The 19,254-nt window shown below is 72.2% G+C and carries 18 protein-coding genes; 8 read left to right on the top strand and 10 right to left on the bottom strand.

Features of this window, described 5'->3' with window-relative positions:
- Window positions 1-146 precede the first annotated feature (146 nt).
- Both ACGFNU_RS21780 and ACGFNU_RS21785 read left to right on the top strand, forming a co-directional pair.
- Window positions 147-1,559, top strand: coding sequence for an RNA polymerase sigma factor (locus tag ACGFNU_RS21780; RefSeq protein ID WP_392596146.1), 1,413 nt, complete (start codon window positions 147-149; stop codon window positions 1,557-1,559).
- Window positions 1,560-1,778: 219 nt separating this feature from the next.
- Window positions 1,779-2,825, top strand: coding sequence for a hypothetical protein (locus tag ACGFNU_RS21785; RefSeq protein WP_392596148.1), 1,047 nt, complete (start codon window positions 1,779-1,781; stop codon window positions 2,823-2,825).
- Window positions 2,826-2,886: 61 nt separating this feature from the next.
- On the opposite strand, the gene ACGFNU_RS21790 is transcribed toward ACGFNU_RS21785, so the two are convergent.
- Together ACGFNU_RS21790 and ACGFNU_RS21795 are read right to left on the bottom strand one after the other, a co-directional pair.
- Window positions 2,887-3,774 carry an ABC transporter permease gene (locus ACGFNU_RS21790; RefSeq protein ID WP_392596150.1) on the bottom strand — a complete coding sequence of 296 codons (888 nt, stop codon included), beginning with the start codon at window positions 3,772-3,774 and terminating at the stop codon, window positions 2,887-2,889.
- 2 nt (window positions 3,775-3,776) lie between these two features.
- Window positions 3,777-4,757 carry an ATP-binding cassette domain-containing protein gene (locus tag ACGFNU_RS21795; RefSeq protein WP_392596152.1) on the bottom strand — a complete coding sequence of 327 codons (981 nt, stop codon included), beginning with the start codon at window positions 4,755-4,757 and terminating at the stop codon, window positions 3,777-3,779.
- Between the two features lie 91 nt (window positions 4,758-4,848).
- On the opposite strand from ACGFNU_RS21795, the gene ACGFNU_RS21800 reads away from it, so the two are divergent.
- Window positions 4,849-5,370 carry a MarR family winged helix-turn-helix transcriptional regulator gene (locus tag ACGFNU_RS21800; RefSeq protein ID WP_392596153.1) on the top strand — a complete coding sequence of 174 codons (522 nt, stop codon included), beginning with the start codon at window positions 4,849-4,851 and terminating at the stop codon, window positions 5,368-5,370.
- 65 nt (window positions 5,371-5,435) lie between these two features.
- Here the strand turns inward: ACGFNU_RS21800 and ACGFNU_RS21805 are convergent, their stop codons facing one another.
- The 6 genes from ACGFNU_RS21805 to ACGFNU_RS21830 form a co-directional block, all read right to left on the bottom strand.
- Window positions 5,436-6,170 carry a sirohydrochlorin chelatase gene (locus ACGFNU_RS21805; protein WP_392596155.1) on the bottom strand — a complete coding sequence of 245 codons (735 nt, stop codon included), beginning with the start codon at window positions 6,168-6,170 and terminating at the stop codon, window positions 5,436-5,438.
- Window positions 6,163-7,353 carry a uroporphyrinogen-III synthase gene (locus ACGFNU_RS21810; protein WP_392596156.1) on the bottom strand — a complete coding sequence of 397 codons (1,191 nt, stop codon included), beginning with the start codon at window positions 7,351-7,353 and terminating at the stop codon, window positions 6,163-6,165. Before ACGFNU_RS21810 ends, ACGFNU_RS21805 begins: the two co-directional genes overlap by 8 nt.
- Window positions 7,337-7,771 carry a nitrite reductase small subunit NirD gene (gene nirD, locus ACGFNU_RS21815; RefSeq protein WP_392596158.1) on the bottom strand — a complete coding sequence of 145 codons (435 nt, stop codon included), beginning with the start codon at window positions 7,769-7,771 and terminating at the stop codon, window positions 7,337-7,339. The genes ACGFNU_RS21810 and nirD overlap by 17 nt, the downstream gene beginning before the upstream one ends.
- Window positions 7,768-10,323, bottom strand: a complete 2,556-nt coding sequence (gene nirB / locus ACGFNU_RS21820) for a nitrite reductase large subunit NirB (protein WP_392596160.1) — start codon at window positions 10,321-10,323, stop codon at window positions 7,768-7,770. The genes nirD and nirB overlap by 4 nt, the downstream gene beginning before the upstream one ends.
- A gap of 200 nt (window positions 10,324-10,523) precedes the next feature.
- The gene (locus ACGFNU_RS21825; protein ID WP_392596162.1) at window positions 10,524-11,972 is read right to left on the bottom strand and encodes an FAD-dependent oxidoreductase; all 1,449 of its coding nucleotides are present in this window, start codon (window positions 11,970-11,972) and stop codon (window positions 10,524-10,526) included.
- Complete coding sequence (locus tag ACGFNU_RS21830; RefSeq protein ID WP_392596164.1) at window positions 11,969-14,056, bottom strand: molybdopterin oxidoreductase family protein; 2,088 nt, start codon at window positions 14,054-14,056, stop codon at window positions 11,969-11,971. The genes ACGFNU_RS21825 and ACGFNU_RS21830 overlap by 4 nt, the downstream gene beginning before the upstream one ends.
- Window positions 14,057-14,341: 285 nt before the next feature.
- Between ACGFNU_RS21830 and ACGFNU_RS21835 the strand changes: the two genes are divergently transcribed.
- From ACGFNU_RS21835 to ACGFNU_RS21845, 3 genes are all read left to right on the top strand, one after another.
- Entirely contained in the window at window positions 14,342-14,842 is a 501-nt protein-coding gene (locus ACGFNU_RS21835) for an NUDIX domain-containing protein (protein ID WP_392596166.1), read from the top strand.
- A gap of 78 nt (window positions 14,843-14,920) precedes the next feature.
- Window positions 14,921-15,163 carry a hypothetical protein gene (locus ACGFNU_RS21840; RefSeq protein WP_392596168.1) on the top strand — a complete coding sequence of 81 codons (243 nt, stop codon included), beginning with the start codon at window positions 14,921-14,923 and terminating at the stop codon, window positions 15,161-15,163.
- A gap of 187 nt (window positions 15,164-15,350) precedes the next feature.
- Window positions 15,351-16,733: an MFS transporter gene (locus ACGFNU_RS21845; protein ID WP_392596170.1), complete on the top strand. Its 1,383-nt coding sequence runs from the start codon at window positions 15,351-15,353 to the stop codon at window positions 16,731-16,733.
- 16 nt (window positions 16,734-16,749) lie between these two features.
- Here ACGFNU_RS21845 and ACGFNU_RS21850 read toward each other — a convergent pair whose 3' ends face one another.
- Window positions 16,750-17,397 carry a maleylpyruvate isomerase N-terminal domain-containing protein gene (locus ACGFNU_RS21850; RefSeq protein WP_392596171.1) on the bottom strand — a complete coding sequence of 216 codons (648 nt, stop codon included), beginning with the start codon at window positions 17,395-17,397 and terminating at the stop codon, window positions 16,750-16,752.
- Between the two features lie 256 nt (window positions 17,398-17,653).
- Window positions 17,654-18,070 (bottom strand): plectin, encoded by a 417-nt coding sequence (locus tag ACGFNU_RS21855; protein WP_392596173.1) that lies wholly within the window; start codon window positions 18,068-18,070, stop codon window positions 17,654-17,656.
- A gap of 120 nt (window positions 18,071-18,190) precedes the next feature.
- Here ACGFNU_RS21855 and ACGFNU_RS21860 point away from each other — a divergent pair, with 120 nt between their 5' ends.
- Together ACGFNU_RS21860 and ACGFNU_RS21865 are read left to right on the top strand one after the other, a co-directional pair.
- Window positions 18,191-18,757, top strand: a complete 567-nt coding sequence (locus ACGFNU_RS21860; protein WP_392596175.1) for a TetR/AcrR family transcriptional regulator — start codon at window positions 18,191-18,193, stop codon at window positions 18,755-18,757.
- Between the two features lie 288 nt (window positions 18,758-19,045).
- The gene (locus ACGFNU_RS21865; RefSeq protein ID WP_392596176.1) at window positions 19,046-19,249 is read left to right on the top strand and encodes a DUF5999 family protein; all 204 of its coding nucleotides are present in this window, start codon (window positions 19,046-19,048) and stop codon (window positions 19,247-19,249) included.
- The last annotated feature ends 5 nt before the right edge of the window (window positions 19,250-19,254 follow it).

Below are 19,254 nucleotides of genomic sequence, written 5' to 3' on the forward strand. Positions count from 1 at the left end.
CAGCCGATGGAGGGCCACGCCACAGGTTTCGGGCGCGCTCTCTGGGAACAAGAAGGCGCCTGTGCAGCGTTCCGATAAGTGCGCGCATCACTAGCGAATCACGCCTCTGCGTCGCACCCACACAGTGAAGGGAGAGGGGTGCCCCCATGCCGCGAACCGCTGTAGAGACCCCGCTCACGGAGTTGACGAGCCCGGCGCTCGCCGGCCTCCTCGAGCGTGGCCGTGCTCAAGGGCGCCTCTCGCTCGGCGAGGTACGCGAGGCCTTCGAGGCCGCCGGTATCAGCCCGGCACAGGGTCGTTCGATCCTGCGCGAGCTCTCCGAGGCCGGCATCAGCCTAGCCAGCGAAGCCGAGTCCGCCAAGAAGAAGACCCCCGCCAAGGGCGCCAAGGCCAAGTCCGGCCAGGCGGCCGAGGCCGGTGAGGCCACGGGCGAGGCCGACGTGACAAAGGTCACCAGGGCCCCGGCCAAGAAGCGGGTCACCGCCAAGAAGGCCACCGCCACGTCCGCCGTCAAGTCGGCCGTGCAGGCCGTCGACGACCGCGAGCCCGCCGCCGCGGAGCTCGACGGCGCCGACGACGGGCCCGACGACGGCACCTTCGAGATGACCGAGGTCGAGGCCGCCCCGGCCGCCGACCTCGACGACCAGTCGACCTCCATGGGCGACTCGGTGCACACCTACCTCAAGGCGATCGGGCGGCGCCAGCTGCTCACCGCCGAGCAGGAGGTCGACCTGGCCAAGCGCATCGAGGCCGGGCTGTACGCCGAGCACCTGCTCGAAACCCAGAAGCTCGGCCCGCAGCGCCGGCTCGACCTGGAGTGGGTGGCCGCCGACGGCCGCCGCGCCAAGTCCCACATGCTGGAGGCCAACCTCCGGCTGGTGGTGTCGGTCGCCAAGAAGTACTCCGACCGCGGTCTGTCGCTGCTGGACGTCGTCCAAGAGGGCAACCTGGGCCTGATCCGCGCGGTGGAGAAGTTCGACTACTCCAAGGGCTACAAGTTCTCGACGTACGCCATGTGGTGGATCCGCCAGGCGATCCAGCGCGGCTTCGCCGACTCGGCCCGCACCATCCGCCTCCCCGTCCACGTGCTGGAGATGCTCAGCAAGCTGAGCCGGATCGAGCGCGACATGCACCAGCGGCTGGGCCGCGAGCCCACGCCCGAGGAGCTGGCGGTCGAGCTCGACAAGAGCCCCGAGCAGGTGCGCGAGCTGCTGCGCACGAGCCGGCAGCCGATCAGCCTGGACTCCACCATCGGCGAGGACGGCGAGACCCGCATCGGCGACCTCATCGAGGACACCGACAGCCCGGAGGCCTCCGACCTGGTCGACCGCCAGCTCATGGCCGAGCAGCTGCGCCGCACCCTCGACATCCTCAACCCGCGCGAGGCCAAGATCATGGCGATGCGGTTCGGGCTGTACGACGGGACGCCCCGGACGCTCGACGAGATCGGCAAGGCCCTCGGGCTGACCCGCGAGCGGATCCGCCAGCTGGAGAAGGAGTCGCTGTCCAAGCTGCGGCACCCCAGCAACGCCCAGCCGCTGCTCGACTTCGCGGTCTGACCCGCCCCGGGGCGGCACGAACGGCACAGAGCAAGAAACAGAGCACGGCACAGCGCGACGCGCGGCTCAGGCCCGCCGGACCACCTGGTCCGGCGGGCCTCGCCGTGTCCGGGTAGGTGACCGCGGGCCGCTAACTCGGTAGCCGTCACCGATGTCTCCGGACGCGCCGGAGCCAAGACTGTCGGTGGTCGTGACAACACCGAGTGAGAGAGGTCACCGATGACCAGCACAACCGACAGTGGCACCATCCCGGCCACGGCGCTCGACCACATGCGCGAGACGATGGCGGCCCGCGACGCGGCGCAGGCCGAGCGGATCGTGGCCGCGGGACAGGCCGTCGTGGAGCGGTTCGAGGCCGAGCGGCTGAAGATCGTTCCCGCCGAGCTCCAGAAGAGGCTGCGGGCCCACGCGGCCGAGCACCGCCTGGCCGAGGACGCGGACCTGGAAGCCCGGCTGCGCCGCTCCGCCCGGCAGCGTGCGTACATGGCCGAGATCGGCGTCGATCTCGTCGCGCTCGACCGGATGCGCGCCGACTTCGCCGAGCAGGCCGGCGCCGTCGCCGCGCTGCCCGGCATGGGCGACGCGGAGGTCAGCATCGTGCCCGGCGAGGGCCGCGCGCTCGAGGAGGGCGACGCCTCCCTGGTCGCCTACGACGGCAACTGGGACCCGGGGCCCGCGTGGGGCTCGTCCCGGCCGGGCGACTTCGCGGTCTGGAACCAGGAGAGCTTCTGGGCCCCGACCATCAACCGGGCGGGCAGCCACATCCGGTTCCGGCAGCGGGAGACCGGCGACAACAGCTGGGCCTGGATGTCCTGGCGCAACGGCTACATGCGCCTGTTCACGCTGCCGGCCGCCCGGCCGCTCGTCGTGGACGTGGACGTGACGTGCGAGCACAGCCGGTTCTTCATCGACACCGACGACGAGCCGGGAGGCTCGGGCTGCCGCGTGGAGCTCTCCCAGTCCGTGCAGGTCGAGGTGTACTCCAACTGGGCCGACTCGGTGCCGCAGGAGACCGTCAGCGGGCTGCTGGCGAGCACCGGGACCACGTCCACGGAGAACTGGCAGGACTTCGAGGCCGTCCCGGCCTGGTCCAAGCGCAAGGTCCGCGTCAACTCGCAGAAGACCTATGCGGGCGGGCAGCAGGTCGCGGTGTTCGCGTCGATCATGAACTTCGCCAACGGGGCGCGGCTCAACGACACGCGGCTCACCGCCGGTGTCGACGCGGCCTGGATCATCGACAACATCACCGTCCGGCCGGTCTTCTGACCCCTCCGGTCGCCCGAGACCCCCGTTGCCCCGCGGCGGGGGTCTCCGGTGTCACCCGGCTTCACTCGCCGCGGCGGAACTCCCAGATGGCCACGGCCATCAGCCCGAGCCCCATGCCGACCACGATGACGAGTTCGAGCCAGACCGGGACGAGCCAGCCGTTCCAGGTGACGCCGGGGTTGAAGGTCTTCTGCAGCTCCTCCGACACGTCGAGGTGGGCGAAGACGGCCTGGCGCAGCGGGTCGACCGCGTACGTCAGCGGGTTGAGCCGGGTGAGCACGCTCAGCCAGGTGGGCAGGCCGTTCAGCGGGTAGAGGGCGCCCGACAGGAACATCATCGGCATCATCGCCATCTGCAGGAGGGCGAAGAACGACTGCATGGTCTTGATCCGCGCGGCCATCATCACGCCGAAGCAGGTCATCGCGAAGGCCCCGAGGAACATGAGCCCGAGCAGCTCGAGCAGCAGCAGCGGGTCGTACGGCACGCCCGCCAGCCCGGCCAGCATCACGATCACCGCGCCCTGCAGGGTCGCCACCGTGGCGCCGCTGAGGCACTTGCCGACGACGATGGCGGTCCGGCTGACCGGCGCGACCAGCATCTCGCGCAGGAAGCCGAACTCGCGGTCCCACACGATCGATCCGCCCGAGAACATCGCGGTGAACATCACCGACATCGCGCAGACGCCCGGAAAGATGAACGTCTTGAGGTCCACCTCGCCGGACGAGCCGCCGCCGCCCGCCATGAGGTTGGACAGGCCCGTGCCCATCACCAGCAGCCACAGCACCGGCTGGACGAGGCTGGAGATCATGCGCATCTTGTCGCGCCAGAACCTGATCAGCTCCCGGTGCAGGACGATCTTCACCACGCGCAGGTCCTGCCGGAGGCTCTTCTCGGGCACCCGCACGCGGGCGACGCCGCCGCCCGCCTCCGCCGTGGCCGGAGTCCCCATGGTCATCTCCTCCCCCGCGCCACCATGCGCATCCAGTCGTTGGCCGACCCCTCGGCGTCGCGGATCGTGTTGCCGGTGAACGACATGAACACATCGTCCAGCGACGGCCGTGAGACGCTCACCGACCTGATCGGCATCCCGAGCTCGGCGAACAGCCGCGGCACGAAGGCCTCGCCGGACGGCACCGCGAACGTCACCGCGCCCTCGACGACCCTGGCCTCCAGATCGAAGCGCTCGCGCAGCGCCGCGATCGCCGCCGCGTCGTCGTCGGTGTGGATCTGCACGCGGTCCTTGCCCACCCCGGCCTTGAGCGCCTCGGGCGTGTCGAGCGCCACGATGGCGCCCTGGTCCATGATGGCGATCCGGTCGCAGTACTCCGCCTCGTCCATGTAGTGCGTCGTCATGAAGATCGTGATCTCTTCGGCGTCCTTGAGCCGGCGGATGTAGTCCCAGATCGAGGAGCGCGTCTGCGGGTCGAGGCCGACCGTCGGCTCGTCCAGGAACAGCACCCGGGGCGAGTGCAGCAGCCCCCGGGCGATCTCCAGCCGCCGCTTCATCCCGCCGGAGTAGGTCTCCACGCGGTCGCCGCGCCGGTCCCACAACCCGACCATGTCCAGCATCTGCCGCATCCGGTCGGCCACCTGCGAGCGCGGCACCCCGTACAGCTCGGCGTGGAAGCGCAGGTTCTGCTCGCCGGTGAGGTACCCGTCGAGCGTCGGGTCCTGGAAGACCAGCCCGATGTTGCGCCGCACGTGGTCGCGTTCGGTGACGACGTCGTGGCCGGCGACCCGCGCGCCACCGGACGTGGGACGCAGCAGGGTGCAGAGCATGTTGATGGTCGTCGACTTGCCGGCGCCGTTCGGCCCGAGGAACCCGAAGATCTCCCCGGGCTCCACCGCGAGCTCGATGCCCCGCACGGCCTCCACGTCGCCGAAGCGCTTGACCAGCCCGTCCGCCGCGACCGCGGGTTCCCCGTTCGTCATGACCCTCCCCGGCACATCCTTGGCATCGCCAACGATAGGAATATCCTAAGTTTCAGGTCAAGAGATTTACGACTGCGAGGGAGTCGCGCACGTGACGAATCCCGAAGGCGCCGAGCCGCCGCCGGATCCGTTGCTCCGGGTGCCCACCTACCTGATGTTCGAGCTCATCAGGCTCGCCCGCCGCCGCTCGGCCGAGCTCTATCCGGACGAGCCGCTGCGGCTGCCGCACACGCTCGCCCTGGCCTGGCTGGCCGGCCACGGGCCGATGTCGCAGCGCGAGCTCAGCGAGCGCCTCAGCTTCGATCCGGGCGACCTGGTCGCCGTGATCGACCTGCTGGAGCGGCACGGCTACGTCGAGCGGCACCGCGACGCCCGCGACCGGCGCCGCTACTCGCTGCACCTCACCGACGCGGGCCGCCTCGCGCTGCACGACCGCCGGGCCCGGGGCGAGCGGATGAACGACCTGCTGCTCGATCCGCTGAACCCGGTCGAACGCGAGCAGTTCCGGGCGCTCATGCTCAAGATCCTCGCCCACCACGACCCGCGCTTCGCGGACGCCCCGATCCCCGGCGAAATACCCTCCAGACCAGACCGATCCATGCCGCACCGATGACATTCCGAGGCGGGGCGGGTCCACGGTCGTCTCCGGAAGCGCCCCCTCGTCCGCCGGCTGCCCGCCTAGGCCACGCGCACCGCGCCGCCGAGCCGCAGCCCGGCCTCGTCGAACCGGTGCAGCACCAGCCGCGCCACCGCGTCGTGCGCCCCGATCGGGGCGCTGGCGGCGTCGGCGCCCGCCGCCTCGATCCGGTGGTGGAACAGCCCGGGCGCGAGCAGATACGACGCCACGAGCACGCGGCCCGCTCCCTCGCGGCGCCGTCGCTCCACCACCTCGGCCAGCGGCGGGCCGTCGGCCGCGACGAAGCCGAACGGCACCGGCCTGCGCAGCCGCCGCGACAACATCCGCGCGGCGGCGCGCACGTCCGCGACACCCGCCGGATCGGACGACCCGGCCGCGCCGAGCACCACCGCGTCGGCGGGCCGCAGCGGCTCTCCGCCGCCCAGGCCCGCCGCCAACCGGTCGATCATCGCCGTGGCGAGCAGGCCGTGCGGCCCGAGCGGGCGGGAGGTCACCAGGCCCGGTTGCAGCCGCTCGGCCCGGCCCGGGATGTCGATCAGCGCGTGGTACCCGCGCGCCAGCATCAGCGGCACCGCGACCACCGGCCCGCCGACGCCGCGCAGCGCGTCCTCCAGCGACGGCGCGGCGATCTCCGCGTACGCCTCGGCCACGCGCAGCCCCGGCCGCAGCGCCCGCACCCGGTCGAGCAGCGCCCGTACCGTGGCGGCGCCTGCCGGGTCGCGCGTGCCGTGCGCCACGGCCAGCAACGTCGGATGCACGTCCCTCAACTCAGCCACTCATCTCCGCTCGGACGGGGTCGGCCAGCCGCGGGTCGCAGGCGAGCCGGTACCCGCGCTTCACGACGGTCTCGACGATCCCGGACCGGCCCAGCCCGCGCCGGAGCCGCGCCACCGCCATCTCCACCGCGTGCTCGTCGGCCTGGGGCCGCCCGTCCCGGCCCCACGGCACCCCGCCCACCATCAGGCGGCTGGGCAGCACCCCGCACAGCTCGGCACGCGACACCACGTGTCCCGGCCGCCGCGCCAGGGCGCGCAGGATCGCCATCGGGGCAGGCGCGATCGGCCTCAGCTGCCCGTCGAGCACCACGGCGTGCCCGCGCAGCTCCAGCGAGAACCCGCGGACCTCGATCCGCCTGGCCCGCCGCTGCGGCAGGTCGGAGACCAGCGCCCGCACCAGCGCCCCGATCCGCGCCCGCTCGGGCTGGACCGTCGGCACGCCCCGCTCCGTCAGCCGCTGCGCCGTGACCGGCCCGACGCAGGCCGCCACCACGTGCGTCCGCAACGCCTCCAGCAGCGGCTCCTCCAGGCCGTCCTCGGCGGCGACCGCGAGCGTCGCCGCGACCGCCGGGGAACTGGTGAACGTGATGGCGTCCACCGTCCCCGCCACCGCCTGCCCCACCAGCCGCCGCAGCGGCGTGGAGTCCTCGGTGCGCGACCACCGGTACACCGGGATCTCGATCACCTCGGCCCCGGCCGCCCGCAGCGCGCCGGTGAACTCGGGAAGCTGCTCGCCGTACAGCTGCACGGCGATCCGCGAGCCGGTCAGGTCCTTCTCCAGCAGGTGCTTGAGCACCTCGGCGCAGCTCTCCGACTCCGGCGACCACACCTCCTGGAGCCCGGCCGAACGGATCGCGCCGCGCGCCTTGGGCCCGCGCGCCAGCAGGTCCACCCGCGACAGCCGCTCGATGAGCGCGTCGCGCAGCCCCCAGCCGTCGGCGGTCTCCAGCCAGGCCCGGAAGCCGATCCCGGTCGTGACGACCACATGGTCGAGGGGCCGCTCGATGCAGTCGCCGGTGGCGTGCAGCAGGTCGGCGTCGTCCGACAGCGGGACGAGGCGGATCGCCGGCGCGAGCACGACCCGGGCCCCGCGCCGCTCCAGCAGCGTGGCGAGCTCCTCGTGCCGGCGATCGGCGGTCACGCCGACCGCGAACCCGGCGAGTGGCTCACTGTCGGTGCTCATCAAGCCCCCGGTGTTCATCGGACGACCCCACCTCCACACGGTCGTCCACCGGATTCCGGCGGATCGGGAAGGTGGGCAGGGCCACCTCGGGGTCGGCCAGGCAGGCGCCGGTCCGCAGATCGAAGACGTCCTTGAACATCGGGGACGCGACGGTCGGCGCGCCGCCGCGGCTCCCGAGGATGCCCCGGGAGATCACGTACGCGCCGCTGAACGGGTCGAAGTTCGACACCGCGAACAGCTCGCCCTCGAAGGTGCGGAAGATCGCGACCTGCCGCCCGCCGACCATCGCGCAGGCGCCGCGTTCGGGGATCAGGTCGGTGTAGGAGCAGACGTCCACCCAGCCCCCCGCGCGGGCGGGCGCGGCGGCGGGGAGCACGGCGGCGTCTCGGGTGAGCGTCATGTCGGGTGTCGTGGTCATCGGGCGGCCACCTCCAGGCGTGGACCGGTCACCAGGACCGGCTTGATCTGATCGCGTTCCTGCTCGAAGACGATGCTCGGGTCGGGGGTGTCGGGGGCGTTGACGAAGGAGACGAAGCGGCTCAGCTTGCCGGGGTCCTCGATGGCGTCGCGCCACTCGTCGGCGTAGGAGCCGACGTGCCGGTCCATCGCCGCGTCCAGCTCCGCGCAGATGCCGAGCCGGTCTTCGACGATCACCTCGCGCAGGTAGTCCAGGCCGCCTTCGAGGCCCTCCAGCCAGCTCGCGGTGCGCTGCAGCCGGTCGGCGGTGCGGATGTAGAACATCAGGAACCGGTCGATGTAGCGGACGAGGGTCTCGTCGTCGAGGTCGGTCGCGAAGAGGTCGGCGTGCCGGGGGCGCATGCCGCCGTTCCCCGCCACGTAGAGGTTCCAGCCCTTCTCGGTGGCGATGATGCCGAAGTCCTTGCTCTGCGCCTCGGCGCATTCGCGTGCGCAGCCTGAAACGGCGGACTTGAGCTTGTGCGGGGCGCGCAGGCCGCGGTAGCGCAGCTCCAGCAGGATCGCCATCGCCACCGAGTCCTGGACGCCGTAGCGGCACCAGGTCGAACCGACGCACGACTTCACCGTGCGCAGGGCCTTGCCGTAGGCGTGGCCCGACTCGAACCCGGCGTCCACCAGCCGCTTCCAGATCCTCGGCAGCTGCTCGACGCGGGCGCCGAACAGGTCGATCCGCTGGCCGCCCGTGATCTTGGTGTAGAGACCGAAGTCGCGCGCGACCTCACCGATGACGATCAGCTTGTCCGGCGTGATCTCCCCGCCGGGGATGCGCGGCACCACCGAGTAGGTGCCGTTCTTCTGCATGTTGGCGAGGAAGTGGTCGTTGGTGTCCTGCAGCGCGGCCTGCTCGCCTTCGAGGATGTGGCCGTTGCCGAGGCTCGCCAGGATCGAGGCCACCACCGGCTTGCAGATGTCGCAGCCCCGCCCGCCCTTGCCGTGCTCGGCGATCAGCTGGGTGAACGTGGTGATCCCGCGCACCCGCACGATGTCGAACAGCTCGGCCCGGCTGTACTCGAAGTGCTCGCAGAGCGCCCGGCTGACCTCGATGCCGGCCGCCGTCAGCTCGGCGTCCAGGATCTTCTTCACCAGGGGCACGCAGCTGCCGCAGCTCGTCCCGGCGCGGGTGCAGCCCTTCACCCCGCCCATGTCGGTGAGGCCCTCGTCCCGGATGGCACAGCGGATGTGCTCGGCGTTGACGTTGTTGCAGCTGCAGATGACGGTGGCGCCGGGCAGTTCGCCCCCGGCCGCCTCGGTGCCGCCGAACAGCGCCTGCTCGGGGGTCCCGGGCAGTTCCGCGCCGATGAACGCGCGGAGCGTCGGATAGGACTCGGCGTCGCCGACCAGGACGCCGCCGAGCAGGGTCCGCGCGTCGTCGCTGACGATGAGCTTCTTGTAGATCCCCGCCACCGGGTCGGTGTAGGTGACGTCCAGTGCCCCCTGCTCCGGCCCGGCGAACGGGTCGCCGAAGCTGGCGACGTCCACGCCCATCAGCTTCAGCTTCGTCGACAGGTCGGCGCCGGTGAAGCTCGCGGTGCTCGCGTCCCCCGTGGCCGCGGCCAGGAGCTGGTCGGCGACCACCTCGGCCATGCTGAAGCAGGGGGCGACCAGCCCGTACACCTGGCCGCCGGCCAGGGCGCACTCGCCCACCGCGTAGACGGCGGGGTCGGCGGTGCGGCAGTTCTCGTCGACCACGATCCCGCCGCGCTCGCCCACCGGCAGGCCGCAGGCGCGGGCCAGCTCGTCGCGCGGCCGGATGCCGGCGGAGAAGACCACCACCCCGGCGTCGATGGCCGAGCCGTCGGCGAGCGCCACCCGCGCCACGGCGCCGGTGTCGCCGGCCTCCAGGCCCGCCATCGGCGTGCCCGCGTGCACCTTCATGTCCAGGCCCTCGATGTGGCGGCGCAGCATCGCGCCGCCGCCCTCGTCGAGCTGCCGCGGCATCAGCCAGGGCGCGACCTCGACCACGTGCGTGTCGACGCCGAGACCCTGGAGGGCGCGTGCGGCTTCGAGGCCGAGGAGTCCGCCGCCCACGACGACGCCACCGGCCCCGGGGCTTGACGTTGTGAGGTTCGAGCAGTGGGCGCGGAGCGCCTCCAGGTCGTCGATGGTGCGGTAGACGAAGACGCCCGGCAGGTCCTTGCCCGCCACCGGCGGCACGAACGGGGCCGAGCCCGTGGCCAGCACCAGCGCGTCGTAGCCGAGCTCACGGCCGCTGCCCGTCGTGACGGTGCGCGCGTCCCGGTCGATCTCGACGACCCGGTCGCCGGTGACCATCTCCACGTCCGCGTCGTGCGCCGGGTAGGCCAGCTCCGCGTCCTCCGTCAGGTAGGAGGTCAACGCCACCCGGTCGTAGGCGGGCCTGATCTCCTCGCCGACCACCGTGACCCGCCAGGCGCCCGCGGTGTCCCGCTCGCGCAGGGCCTCCACCAGCCGGTGCCCGGTCGGGCCGTGCCCGACGACGACCAACCTCATCCGCTCGTCTCCTCCATCACCCATGCGCCGATCCTCAGCAGAGGCCGTTTCGCGGCTGCGTCCCCTTTGTCACCGGCGTGTTAAAAGACGCTCACGCTGAAATCGATTCGTGGTCACCCTCGTAATGACCGATCCGGAAATTCGTGCGTTCTTTCGCAAAGCACAAAACCCCGCCGCTCTCGCGGCGGGGTTCGGTGGACGGCCGGGTCCGGTGTACGGAGGTCTCAGCCGACGGGCGCCGACTCCTGCTCGTCGAGCCAGCCCACGATGCCCTCCAGGGCGTCACGGCATCCCCCGCAGCCGGTGCTCGCCCTCGTCTCGGCCGCGACCGCCGCCGCCGAACGCGCGCCTTTCTCCCAGCACGCGCGTATTTGCCCCTTCGAAACGTTGTTGCAGTGGCAGACCGTCGCGGCGTCCGGCATGCGCACCGGCGAATCGGCGGTCTGCGCGCCGCCCACCCCCGGGAAGAACAGGCTGAGCCGGTCGGCGGGCAGCGGCGCCGCCCGGTCGTAGAGCTGGGTCAGCGTGCCCGCGGTGCTCGTCTCGCCGAGCAGGATCGCGCCGATCACCCGGTCGTCCTTGATGACGACCTTCTTGTACGTGCCGCGGCTGGCGTCGGCGAACCGCATCACCTCGACGTCGGGATCGTCGTCGCCGTGGTGGGTCTCCCCCATCGCCGCCAGCTCCACGCTGGCGGCCTTGAGACGGGTGATCTGCCGGGCGCCGGTGAACCGCGCGCCGGTGTCGGCGCCGGTGAGCACGTCGGCCAGCACGGCCGCCTGCTCCCAGGCGGGCGCGACCAGGCCGTAGACCACGTCGCCGTACTGCGAGCACTCCCCGATCGCCCGGACGGACGGGTCGGTGACCGAGGTGAGCGTCTCGTCCACCACGACGCCGCGATCGATCTCCAGGCCGGCGGCGCGGGCCAGCGTGACCTCCGGCTTCACCCCGCACGCCATGACCACCACGTCGCCCGCCACCACGTCGCCGGAGGCCAGCTCGACCCCCGTGACCCGCGTGTCTTCGTCGCCGACGCAGAGGCCGGTCACGTTGGCGTCCAGGAGGGCACGGATCCCCAGGCGGCCGAGGGTCCGCGCCAGCACCCGTCCGGCCCCGGGATCGAGCTGGCGTTCCATGAGGTGACCGGCCAGGTGGACGACCGTCACCTCCAGCCCGCGCCCGGCGAGCCCCCGCGCGGCCTCGATGCCGAGCAGGCCACCGCCGACCACCACCGCGGTCCGGGCGGTCGACGCGGCGTCCAGGATCGCGCCGCAGTCGTCCAGGGTGCGGAAGGCCACCGCCCCGGCGGGCAGGCCCCCCTCGGTCCCCGGGATCGGGGGCACGAACGACGTGCTCCCGGTGGCGATGACGAGCGTCTCGTAGGGGGTCGCGCTTCCGTCGTCCGCGTGCACCTCCTTGGCGTCGCGGTCGATGCGGACGATCTCGACGCCGGACCGCACGTCGACGTCGTTGCGCTCGTACCAGGAGGGGTCCACCAGGCCGATCTGGTCCGGCCCCGCCACCCCGGCGAGCACGTTCGACAGCAACACCCGGTTGTAGGGCTGCTGGCGTTCGGCACCGAACACCGTCAGGGGCGTCTCCCGGTCCCGGTCGCGCAGCTCGGTGACGAACCGCGATCCGGCCATCCCGTTGCCGATGACGACGATGCTCACAGCTTCGCTCCGTTCGATGGTCCGGCTGGTTCGAGCCGTACGGCGCACACCTTGAACTCCGGCATGCGCGACAGGGGGTCGAGGGCGGGGTTGGTGAGCAGGTTGGCCCGCTCGTCCCCCGCCCAGTGGAACGGGATGAAGACCGTGTCGGGCCTGATGGCGTCGGTGAGCCGGGCGCGGACGGTCGCCGTGCCCCGCCTGCTGGCCACGCGCACGCCGGACCCGTCGTCGATGCCCAGCCGTTCGGCAAGGTCGGGGTGCAGCTCCACGAACGCCTCGGGGGCGGCCTCGACGAGCGGCCGCACCCGCCGGGTCTGCGCGCCGCTCTGGTACTGCGCGAGGACGCGGCCCGTGGTCAGGTAGACCGGGTACTCGTCGTCGACGTTCTCGACGGGGCCGTGGTGGTCGACCGGGGTGAAGCGGGCCCGCCCGTCCGGGGTGGCGAACCGGTCCAGGAAGGGACGCGGCGTCCCGGGGTGGTCCTCGCCCGGGCACGGCCAGAAGACGCCGCCCTCCGCCTCGATCCGCTCGTAGGTGATCCCGGAGTAGTCGGCCAGGCCGCCCGCGCTCGCGGCGCGCAGCTCGTCGAACACCTCGGCGGGCTCGCAGCTCCACTTGCCGGGCGCGTCCAGCCGGTCGGCGAGGGCGGCGATGATCTCCAGATCGGACCGGACTCCCGCCGGCGGCGGCACGGCCTGCCGGCGGCGGAGCACCCGCCCCTCCAGGTTGGTCATCGTGCCCGACTCCTCGGCCCACTGCGCGGTCGGCAGCACGATGTCTGCCCGCCGGGCCGTCTCCGACAGCACAAAGTCGGCGACGACCAGCAGGTCCAGCGCGTCCAGCCGCTCCTCCACGGCGGTTGCGCGCGGCGCCGACACCACCGGGTTGGAGCCGAACAGCAGCATCGCCTTCGGCCCATCCTCAGTGCCGAGCGCCGACAGCAGCTCGTAAGCCGACCGGCCGGGGCCCGGAAGGCTCTCGGGGTCCACGCCCCAGACTCCGGCGACGTGCGCGCGCGCCGCGGGGTCGTCGATCTTGCGGTAGCCGGGCAGCTGGTCGGCCTTCTGGCCGTGCTCGCGGCCGCCCTGCCCGTTGCCCTGCCCGGTGAGGCATCCGTAGCCCGAGCCCTCCCGGCCGGGGAGGCCCAGGGCCAGCGCCAGGTTGATGAACGCGGTCACCATGTCGGTGCCTCGGGCGTGCTGCTCGGCCCCGCGGGCGGTGAGGATGAGGGACCGGCCGCCCCGGGCCAGCAGGCGGACCGTCTCCCGCATGTGCGGCACCGGCACGCCGGTGATGCGTTCCACGCGGTCGGGCCAGTAGCCGTTGACCAGGGTCCGCACGGCCTCGAACCCGTTGGTCCGGGCGGCGATGTACTCCTCGTCCACCAGTCTCTCGGTGAGGGCCAGGTGCAGCAGCCCGTTGGCCAGCGCGAGGTCCGTGCCGGGCGTCGGCTGGAGGTGCAGGCCGGCCTGGCGGGCCGTGGCGGTACGGCGCGGATCGACCACGATCAGCGCGCCGCCGCGGTCCTGCATCTCGGTCAGGTGGCGCATGAACGGCGGCATGGTCTCGGCGACGTTGCCGCCCACCACGAGAATCGTGTCGGCTTGGCCCAGGTCGGTGATCGGTCCGGGCAGGCCGCGGTCCATCCCGAACGCGCGGTTGGTCGCCGCGGCGGCCGAGGACATGCAGAACCGGCCGTTGTAGTCGATCTGCGAGGTGCCGAGCGCGATCCGGGCGAACTTGCCGAGCTGGTAGGCCTTCTCGTTGGTCAGGCCGCCCCCGCCGAACACCGCGATCGCGTCCCTGCCGTGCGCGGCCCGCAACCGTCCCGTCTCGGCGGCGATCCGGTCGAGGGCCTCGTCCCAGCCGCACGGCTCCAGCGGCGCGCCGCGCCGCGCGCGCATCAGCGGGGTGGTCAGCCGGTCCGGGACCGTCAGCATCTCCGCCGACGTCCAGCCCTTCTGGCAGAGGCCCCCTCGGTTCGCGGGCACGTCCTCGCGCGGGGTGACCCGGACGGGGCTGCCGCCCAGGGTCATGCCGCACTGCAAGGCGCAGTAGGGACAGTGCGTCGGGGTCTCGGTCATGTTCCGAGAGTGTTCGGACGGCATTTCACGGTTGCGTCCCGCTTGTGACCCGGATGTTAAATGCCGCTCACGCGGTTCCGTTCTCCAAGGTCAGCCTGGTATGAGCCGGGCCCGCCCCGCGACGATCACGTGTCGAGCGTTGTCGGCGGCCGGCAGGGCCCATTCGGCGCCGCCCGGCCGCATCCCGAACGGATTCGCGGTACCCCTCCGATCTCCCGCGCGAAAGCGGTCACGGGCCCGCCCGGGCGCCCTCGGCGCGCCGTCCGCGGCGCCTAACCTCGGACTATGCCCGACCTTGCTTACTATGCCTCCCTGCCGCGCACCCGCGGCGCCGCCGCGGCCCTCCTGCTCGACGACCTCGGGCGGGTCCTGCTGGTGAAGCCCACCTACAAGGAGGGCTGGTTCCTGCCCGGCGGGGTCATCGAGGAGGGCGAGTCGCCCCTGACCGCGTGCGTGCGGGAATGCCAGGAGGAGCTCGGCTTCGTGCCGCGCCTGGACGGGCTGGTCTGCGTCGACTGGGGATCGCCCCGCGGCGGCGTGGACGCGGTGAACGTGTTCGTCTTCGCCGGCACCGTCACGGCCGAGCAGGCCGCCGCCGTCCGGCTGCCGCCCGACGAGCTCTCCGACCATGTGCTGGTGGCCGTCGAGAAGATCCCCGAGCTCGCCCCGCCGCACATCTCCCGCCGCATGGAGCCCAGCCTGCGCGGTCTCGCCGAGCGGCGCGCCGTCTACCTGGAGGACGGCCGCGAACCCTCCTTCGTCACGCTGGGTGACAGGACGGGATAGAAACGGGATAGAACCCGCTCCCGGCTGGGTAGATCGCCTACGAAAGACGATCATGTGGGAGAAACGGGGGGACCGTCGATGGCGGCCTGCGAGGTCTGCGGCAACGAGTACGCGATGAGCTTCGAGGTGCACGCGCAGGGGGCGGTGCACACCTTCGACTCGTTCGAGTGCGCGATCACCCGGATGGCGCCGATCTGCGAGCACTGCGAGTGCCGCATCCTCGGCCACGGAGTGGAGGTCGACCGGCAGTGGTACTGCTCGCCGCACTGCGCCCGCACCGCGGAGCCGCGCCGGGCGGCGGCGCTCGCCGGGCACGTGTGACCCGGCTCTCACCGGGCCCTCGCCGGGCTCTGACCCGGCCCTGACCTGGACGGCTCCGGCCGGGGCCCTCACACCACGCGCCGGGCGCGGTGCAGCAGAGTTATCACTGCCGCATTACGCGAAACACAACGACGAAACCCGCGGCTCCTAGCGTCGGCAACGCCACAGCGACCGACGAGGAGTCCCGATGACCGTCACGACCGATGTTGCACGGAAAGGCCGCGGCCGGCCGCTGACCCGGATCAAGGGTCACTGGATCGACGACTGGCGGCCCGAGGAGCCCGAGTTCTGGGCGAACGGCGGCGCGAAGGTCGCCCGCCGCAACCTGATCTTCTCGATCTTCTCCGAGCACATCGGGTTCTCGGTGTGGACGCTGTGGTCGGTGCTGGTGCTGTTCCTGGGCCCGGCCTACGGCATCGACCCGGCGGGCAAGTTCATGCTCACCGCCGTCCCGGCGCTGTTCGGCGCCGTGCTGCGGATCCCCTACACGTTCGCCGTCGCCAAGTTCGGCGGGCGCAACTGGACGATCTTCAGCGCGTCGCTGCTGCTGATCCCCTCGGTGCTGGCCGCGTTCCTCATCGAGCCGGGCGTCTCGTACTCCACGCTGGTGATCCTGGCGGCGGTCGCGGGCGTGGGCGGCGGCAACTTCGCCTCGTCGATGGCCAACATCAACGCCTTCTACCCGCAGCGCCTCAAGGGCTGGGCGCTCGGCATCAACGCCGGCGGAGGCAACATCGGCGTCGCCGCGGTCCAGCTGGTCGGCCTGCTCGTGCTGGCGACCGCGGGCAAGGACCACCCGGGCCTGGTGGCCGGGATCTACATCCCGCTCATCGTGCTGGCCACCCTCGGCTCGGCCCTCTTCATGGACAACCTGGCGCACGCCCGCAACGACAAGCGCGGGATGCGGGACGTGAGCAGGGACCCGCACACCTGGGTCATCTCGGTGCTCTACATCGGCTCGTTCGGCTCGTTCATCGGCTTCGGCTTCGCGTTCGGCCAGGTGCTGCAGGTGCAGTTCAAGGCCGACTTCCCGACGCCGATCGACGCCGCCTACCTGACGTTCCTCGGCCCGCTGCTCGGGTCGCTGATCCGGCCCGTCGGCGGCGCGCTCGCCGACAGGCTGGGCGGCGCGAGGGTGACGTTCTGGAACTTCGTCGCGATGGCCGCCGCCGCGTCGGTGGTGCTGGTCGCCTCGCAGCAGAAGTCGCTGGCCCTGTTCCTCACCGGCTTCATCCTGCTGTTCGTGTTCAGCGGCGTCGGCAACGGCTCGACCTACAAGATGATCCCGGCGATCTTCCGGGCGAAGGCGGAGCTGGGCGTCGCCAACGGCGGCGACCCGGCCGCGGCCGAGGTCGAGTCCCGCCGGCTCGCGGCCGCACTGATCGGGATCGCGGGAGCGATCGGGGCGTTCGGCGGCGTGCTGGTCAACATCGCCTTCCGGCAGTCGTTCCTCACCTACAAGACCGGGGACGCCGCCTACATCACCTTCATCGCCTTCTACGCCCTGTGCTTCGCGCTGACCTACCTGGTCTACATCCGCACGCACAGCAGGAAGCTGGTCGGAGTCTGACCGGAACGGATCGGGATCAGGCGCGCCGGCCGCGCACCCGGCGGCGGCCGGGGGCGGCCGGCGCGCCGCGCGTCGCGGACGGCGGCGCCGGGCCCTTCTCCTCCGGCCAGCCGGGCGACCGGCCCGAGGAGCGCAGCACCGTCTCCCACGCGTCTCCCGGCGCCAGCGGCAGATGCGGGACGCCCCAGTGCCAGGCCGACACGAGCAGCTCGGGATCGAGCGGCCGGTAGTCGGCCCCGATCGCCTTGGCGAGGTCCCAGGCGTGCAGGTGCCACTCCACGCACGCGGCGCCCGCGTGGTCGCCCACGGTGTACTTGGTGCCGCGGTAGATCAGGTGGGTGCGGTCCCACATCTCCGGCATCAGGTCGGCGTAGGCACCGGCCGACACGGTGAACGCCATGATCCGGGACGGGCCGGGCTCGGGCGGCAGGACCGCGAGCTCGGTGGCGTTCTGCCGGGCCTGCTGGCGGATCAGCACCGCCGCGGCGGCGTCCTGGGCGAACAGCTTGGCCAGTCGGCTGTCGGGCGAGTCCTGGAGGTACTCCAGGCAGTTCTCCGCGACGCAGCGCAGGTGGCCGGCGAGGTCGAGGGCCTGCCACTCCGCGCAGGGCGTCGGCACGTTCCAGTCGCCGACCCGGGCCGCCAGCGCGCGGATCGCCTGCACTCCGTCCTGATAGGACTCGAGTACGCGATGCCGATCCGGCGGCGTGCGCTCCAACGTGACTTCCCCCCGCGGTAAGAGCACCATGACGTTCGTGCGGCCCTGGCGCCGGGTGCTCCCGCCACGCCGGGGCGCTCCTCCCCGGCGCCCGGTGCGGGAAGCCCCCCGGCCTTCCCCGAGAGGGTAGATTCTCAGAACTCGGCGGCCGGTGCCACCCGGCGCGGACGCTGTGTCGCGGGCCCGGGACGCGGGCGGCCGGTCAGACAGCGGCGGCAGGCCGTACGCGGTAGGCCATCCGGTGCTGCTCCCGGGCGGTCCGGATCCGGTCGACCTCACCGGTCCACGGTGTGACGGCCGGGCGCGCCTTGGCCTTGCGGCGGGCGATCTCGGCGGCCCGCCGGGCCTTCGGGTCCGCCGACTCCGGCGCGTAGGTCTTCGGGCCGGACGCGACCCGCTCGGCGGCCTCGGCGGCGAGCAGCACCGCGGTCAGCGCCTTGTCGAAGGCGACGGCGAGCTCGTCCGCCCCGCTCTCGGCGCTCCCCTGCGCCTGGGCGGCGCGCAACGCGTCCTCGGCGGCGGCGGCCTCCGCGAGCCGGTCCTTGTGGGTGCCCGCCAGCCGCTGGTCGGCCTCGTACATCTCCATGGCTTCCTTGCTGACACGGCGGCCCAGCGGCATCGGGTGACTCCCTTGAATCCCGTCGTTCACATCTGACTGCGGGTAAGCGTACGCCCCGCCATCGGCGTGTCGTGGCGCGGGACGCCCAAGTCGCGCCCTTTACGCAGTAAGGTCTGCTCCATGGTCCGACAGCCGGCGATCAACGCCCAGAACCGCACGCCCCTCAGCATCGAGCGCATCATCGAGGCCGCCCTGCAGATCGTCGACGGCCAGGGGCTCGGCCGCCTCACGATGCGGCGCCTCGGCGACGCGCTGGAGGTGGAGGCGATGGCCATCTACCACCACCTCCCCCGCGGCAAGGAACAGCTGCTGGACGGCCTCGTCGCCCACGTGGCCATCGCCCCGGCACGGATCAGCGGCGCGGCGGGCTGGCGCGAGGCCCTGCGCGACTGGGCCCGCGATTACCGGGCCCGGCTGCTCGACCACGCCGGGGTGCTGCCCCTCCTGGTCACCAGCCGCAACCCGGCGGCCCTCGCGACCACGACCGCCTCGCTCCAGGAGACGCTGCGGCTGGGCCGCGTCCCCGAGGCCGCCGCCGAGGTGGCCGCGCACACGCTGCTGGGGTACGTCATCGGGCACACGGCGCTGGAGGTGCGCGGGACGCCGGCCGGGTCCGGCGAGACGGTGGACTGGGAGGCCCGGTTCAACGGCGGGCTCGACCTCGTCCTGGCCGCCGTCGCCCCCTGACGGCGCGGCCCCGGAACCGGGTGAGGCGTTTGCCCGCCGGACGGCGTGTCGTTCGTCACCTGTCGTCGATCGCGGGGCACGCTGGTTCCACGCTCCTGGAAAACCACATCCTGACCCCCCGGGAGTGGCACTTCAGAGTGAGGCGGGTCACAGCCGTCCCGTACTCCGGTACCAAAGAACAACCGTCCCAACGGGCTATGGCCGCGGCAATGCGAACCGCATCACACTGGGGTACGTCATAAAGACGACAAACAAACCGCATCGAAGTCGAAGACCGGAGGCACGCCGATGTGCCCGCACCAGCCGCCTTGTCCCTCGCCTGACGGACAGAACCGCGATGCCGCACGCACGGTCGTGCATCACCCCGAGCAGGGGTGGAGCCTGCTGTGCAACGGCGTCGTGCTCTTCGAGGACACCGGTGAGCTGCTGCCCGACGGGGAAGTCATCGCACCGCACCGGCCGACGGACCTGATCGCTCCGTCCGCCGCCTGAACTAG

Source organism: Spirillospora sp. NPDC048911, assembly GCF_043198015.1.
GTDB lineage: Bacteria > Actinomycetota > Actinomycetes > Streptosporangiales > Streptosporangiaceae > Spirillospora.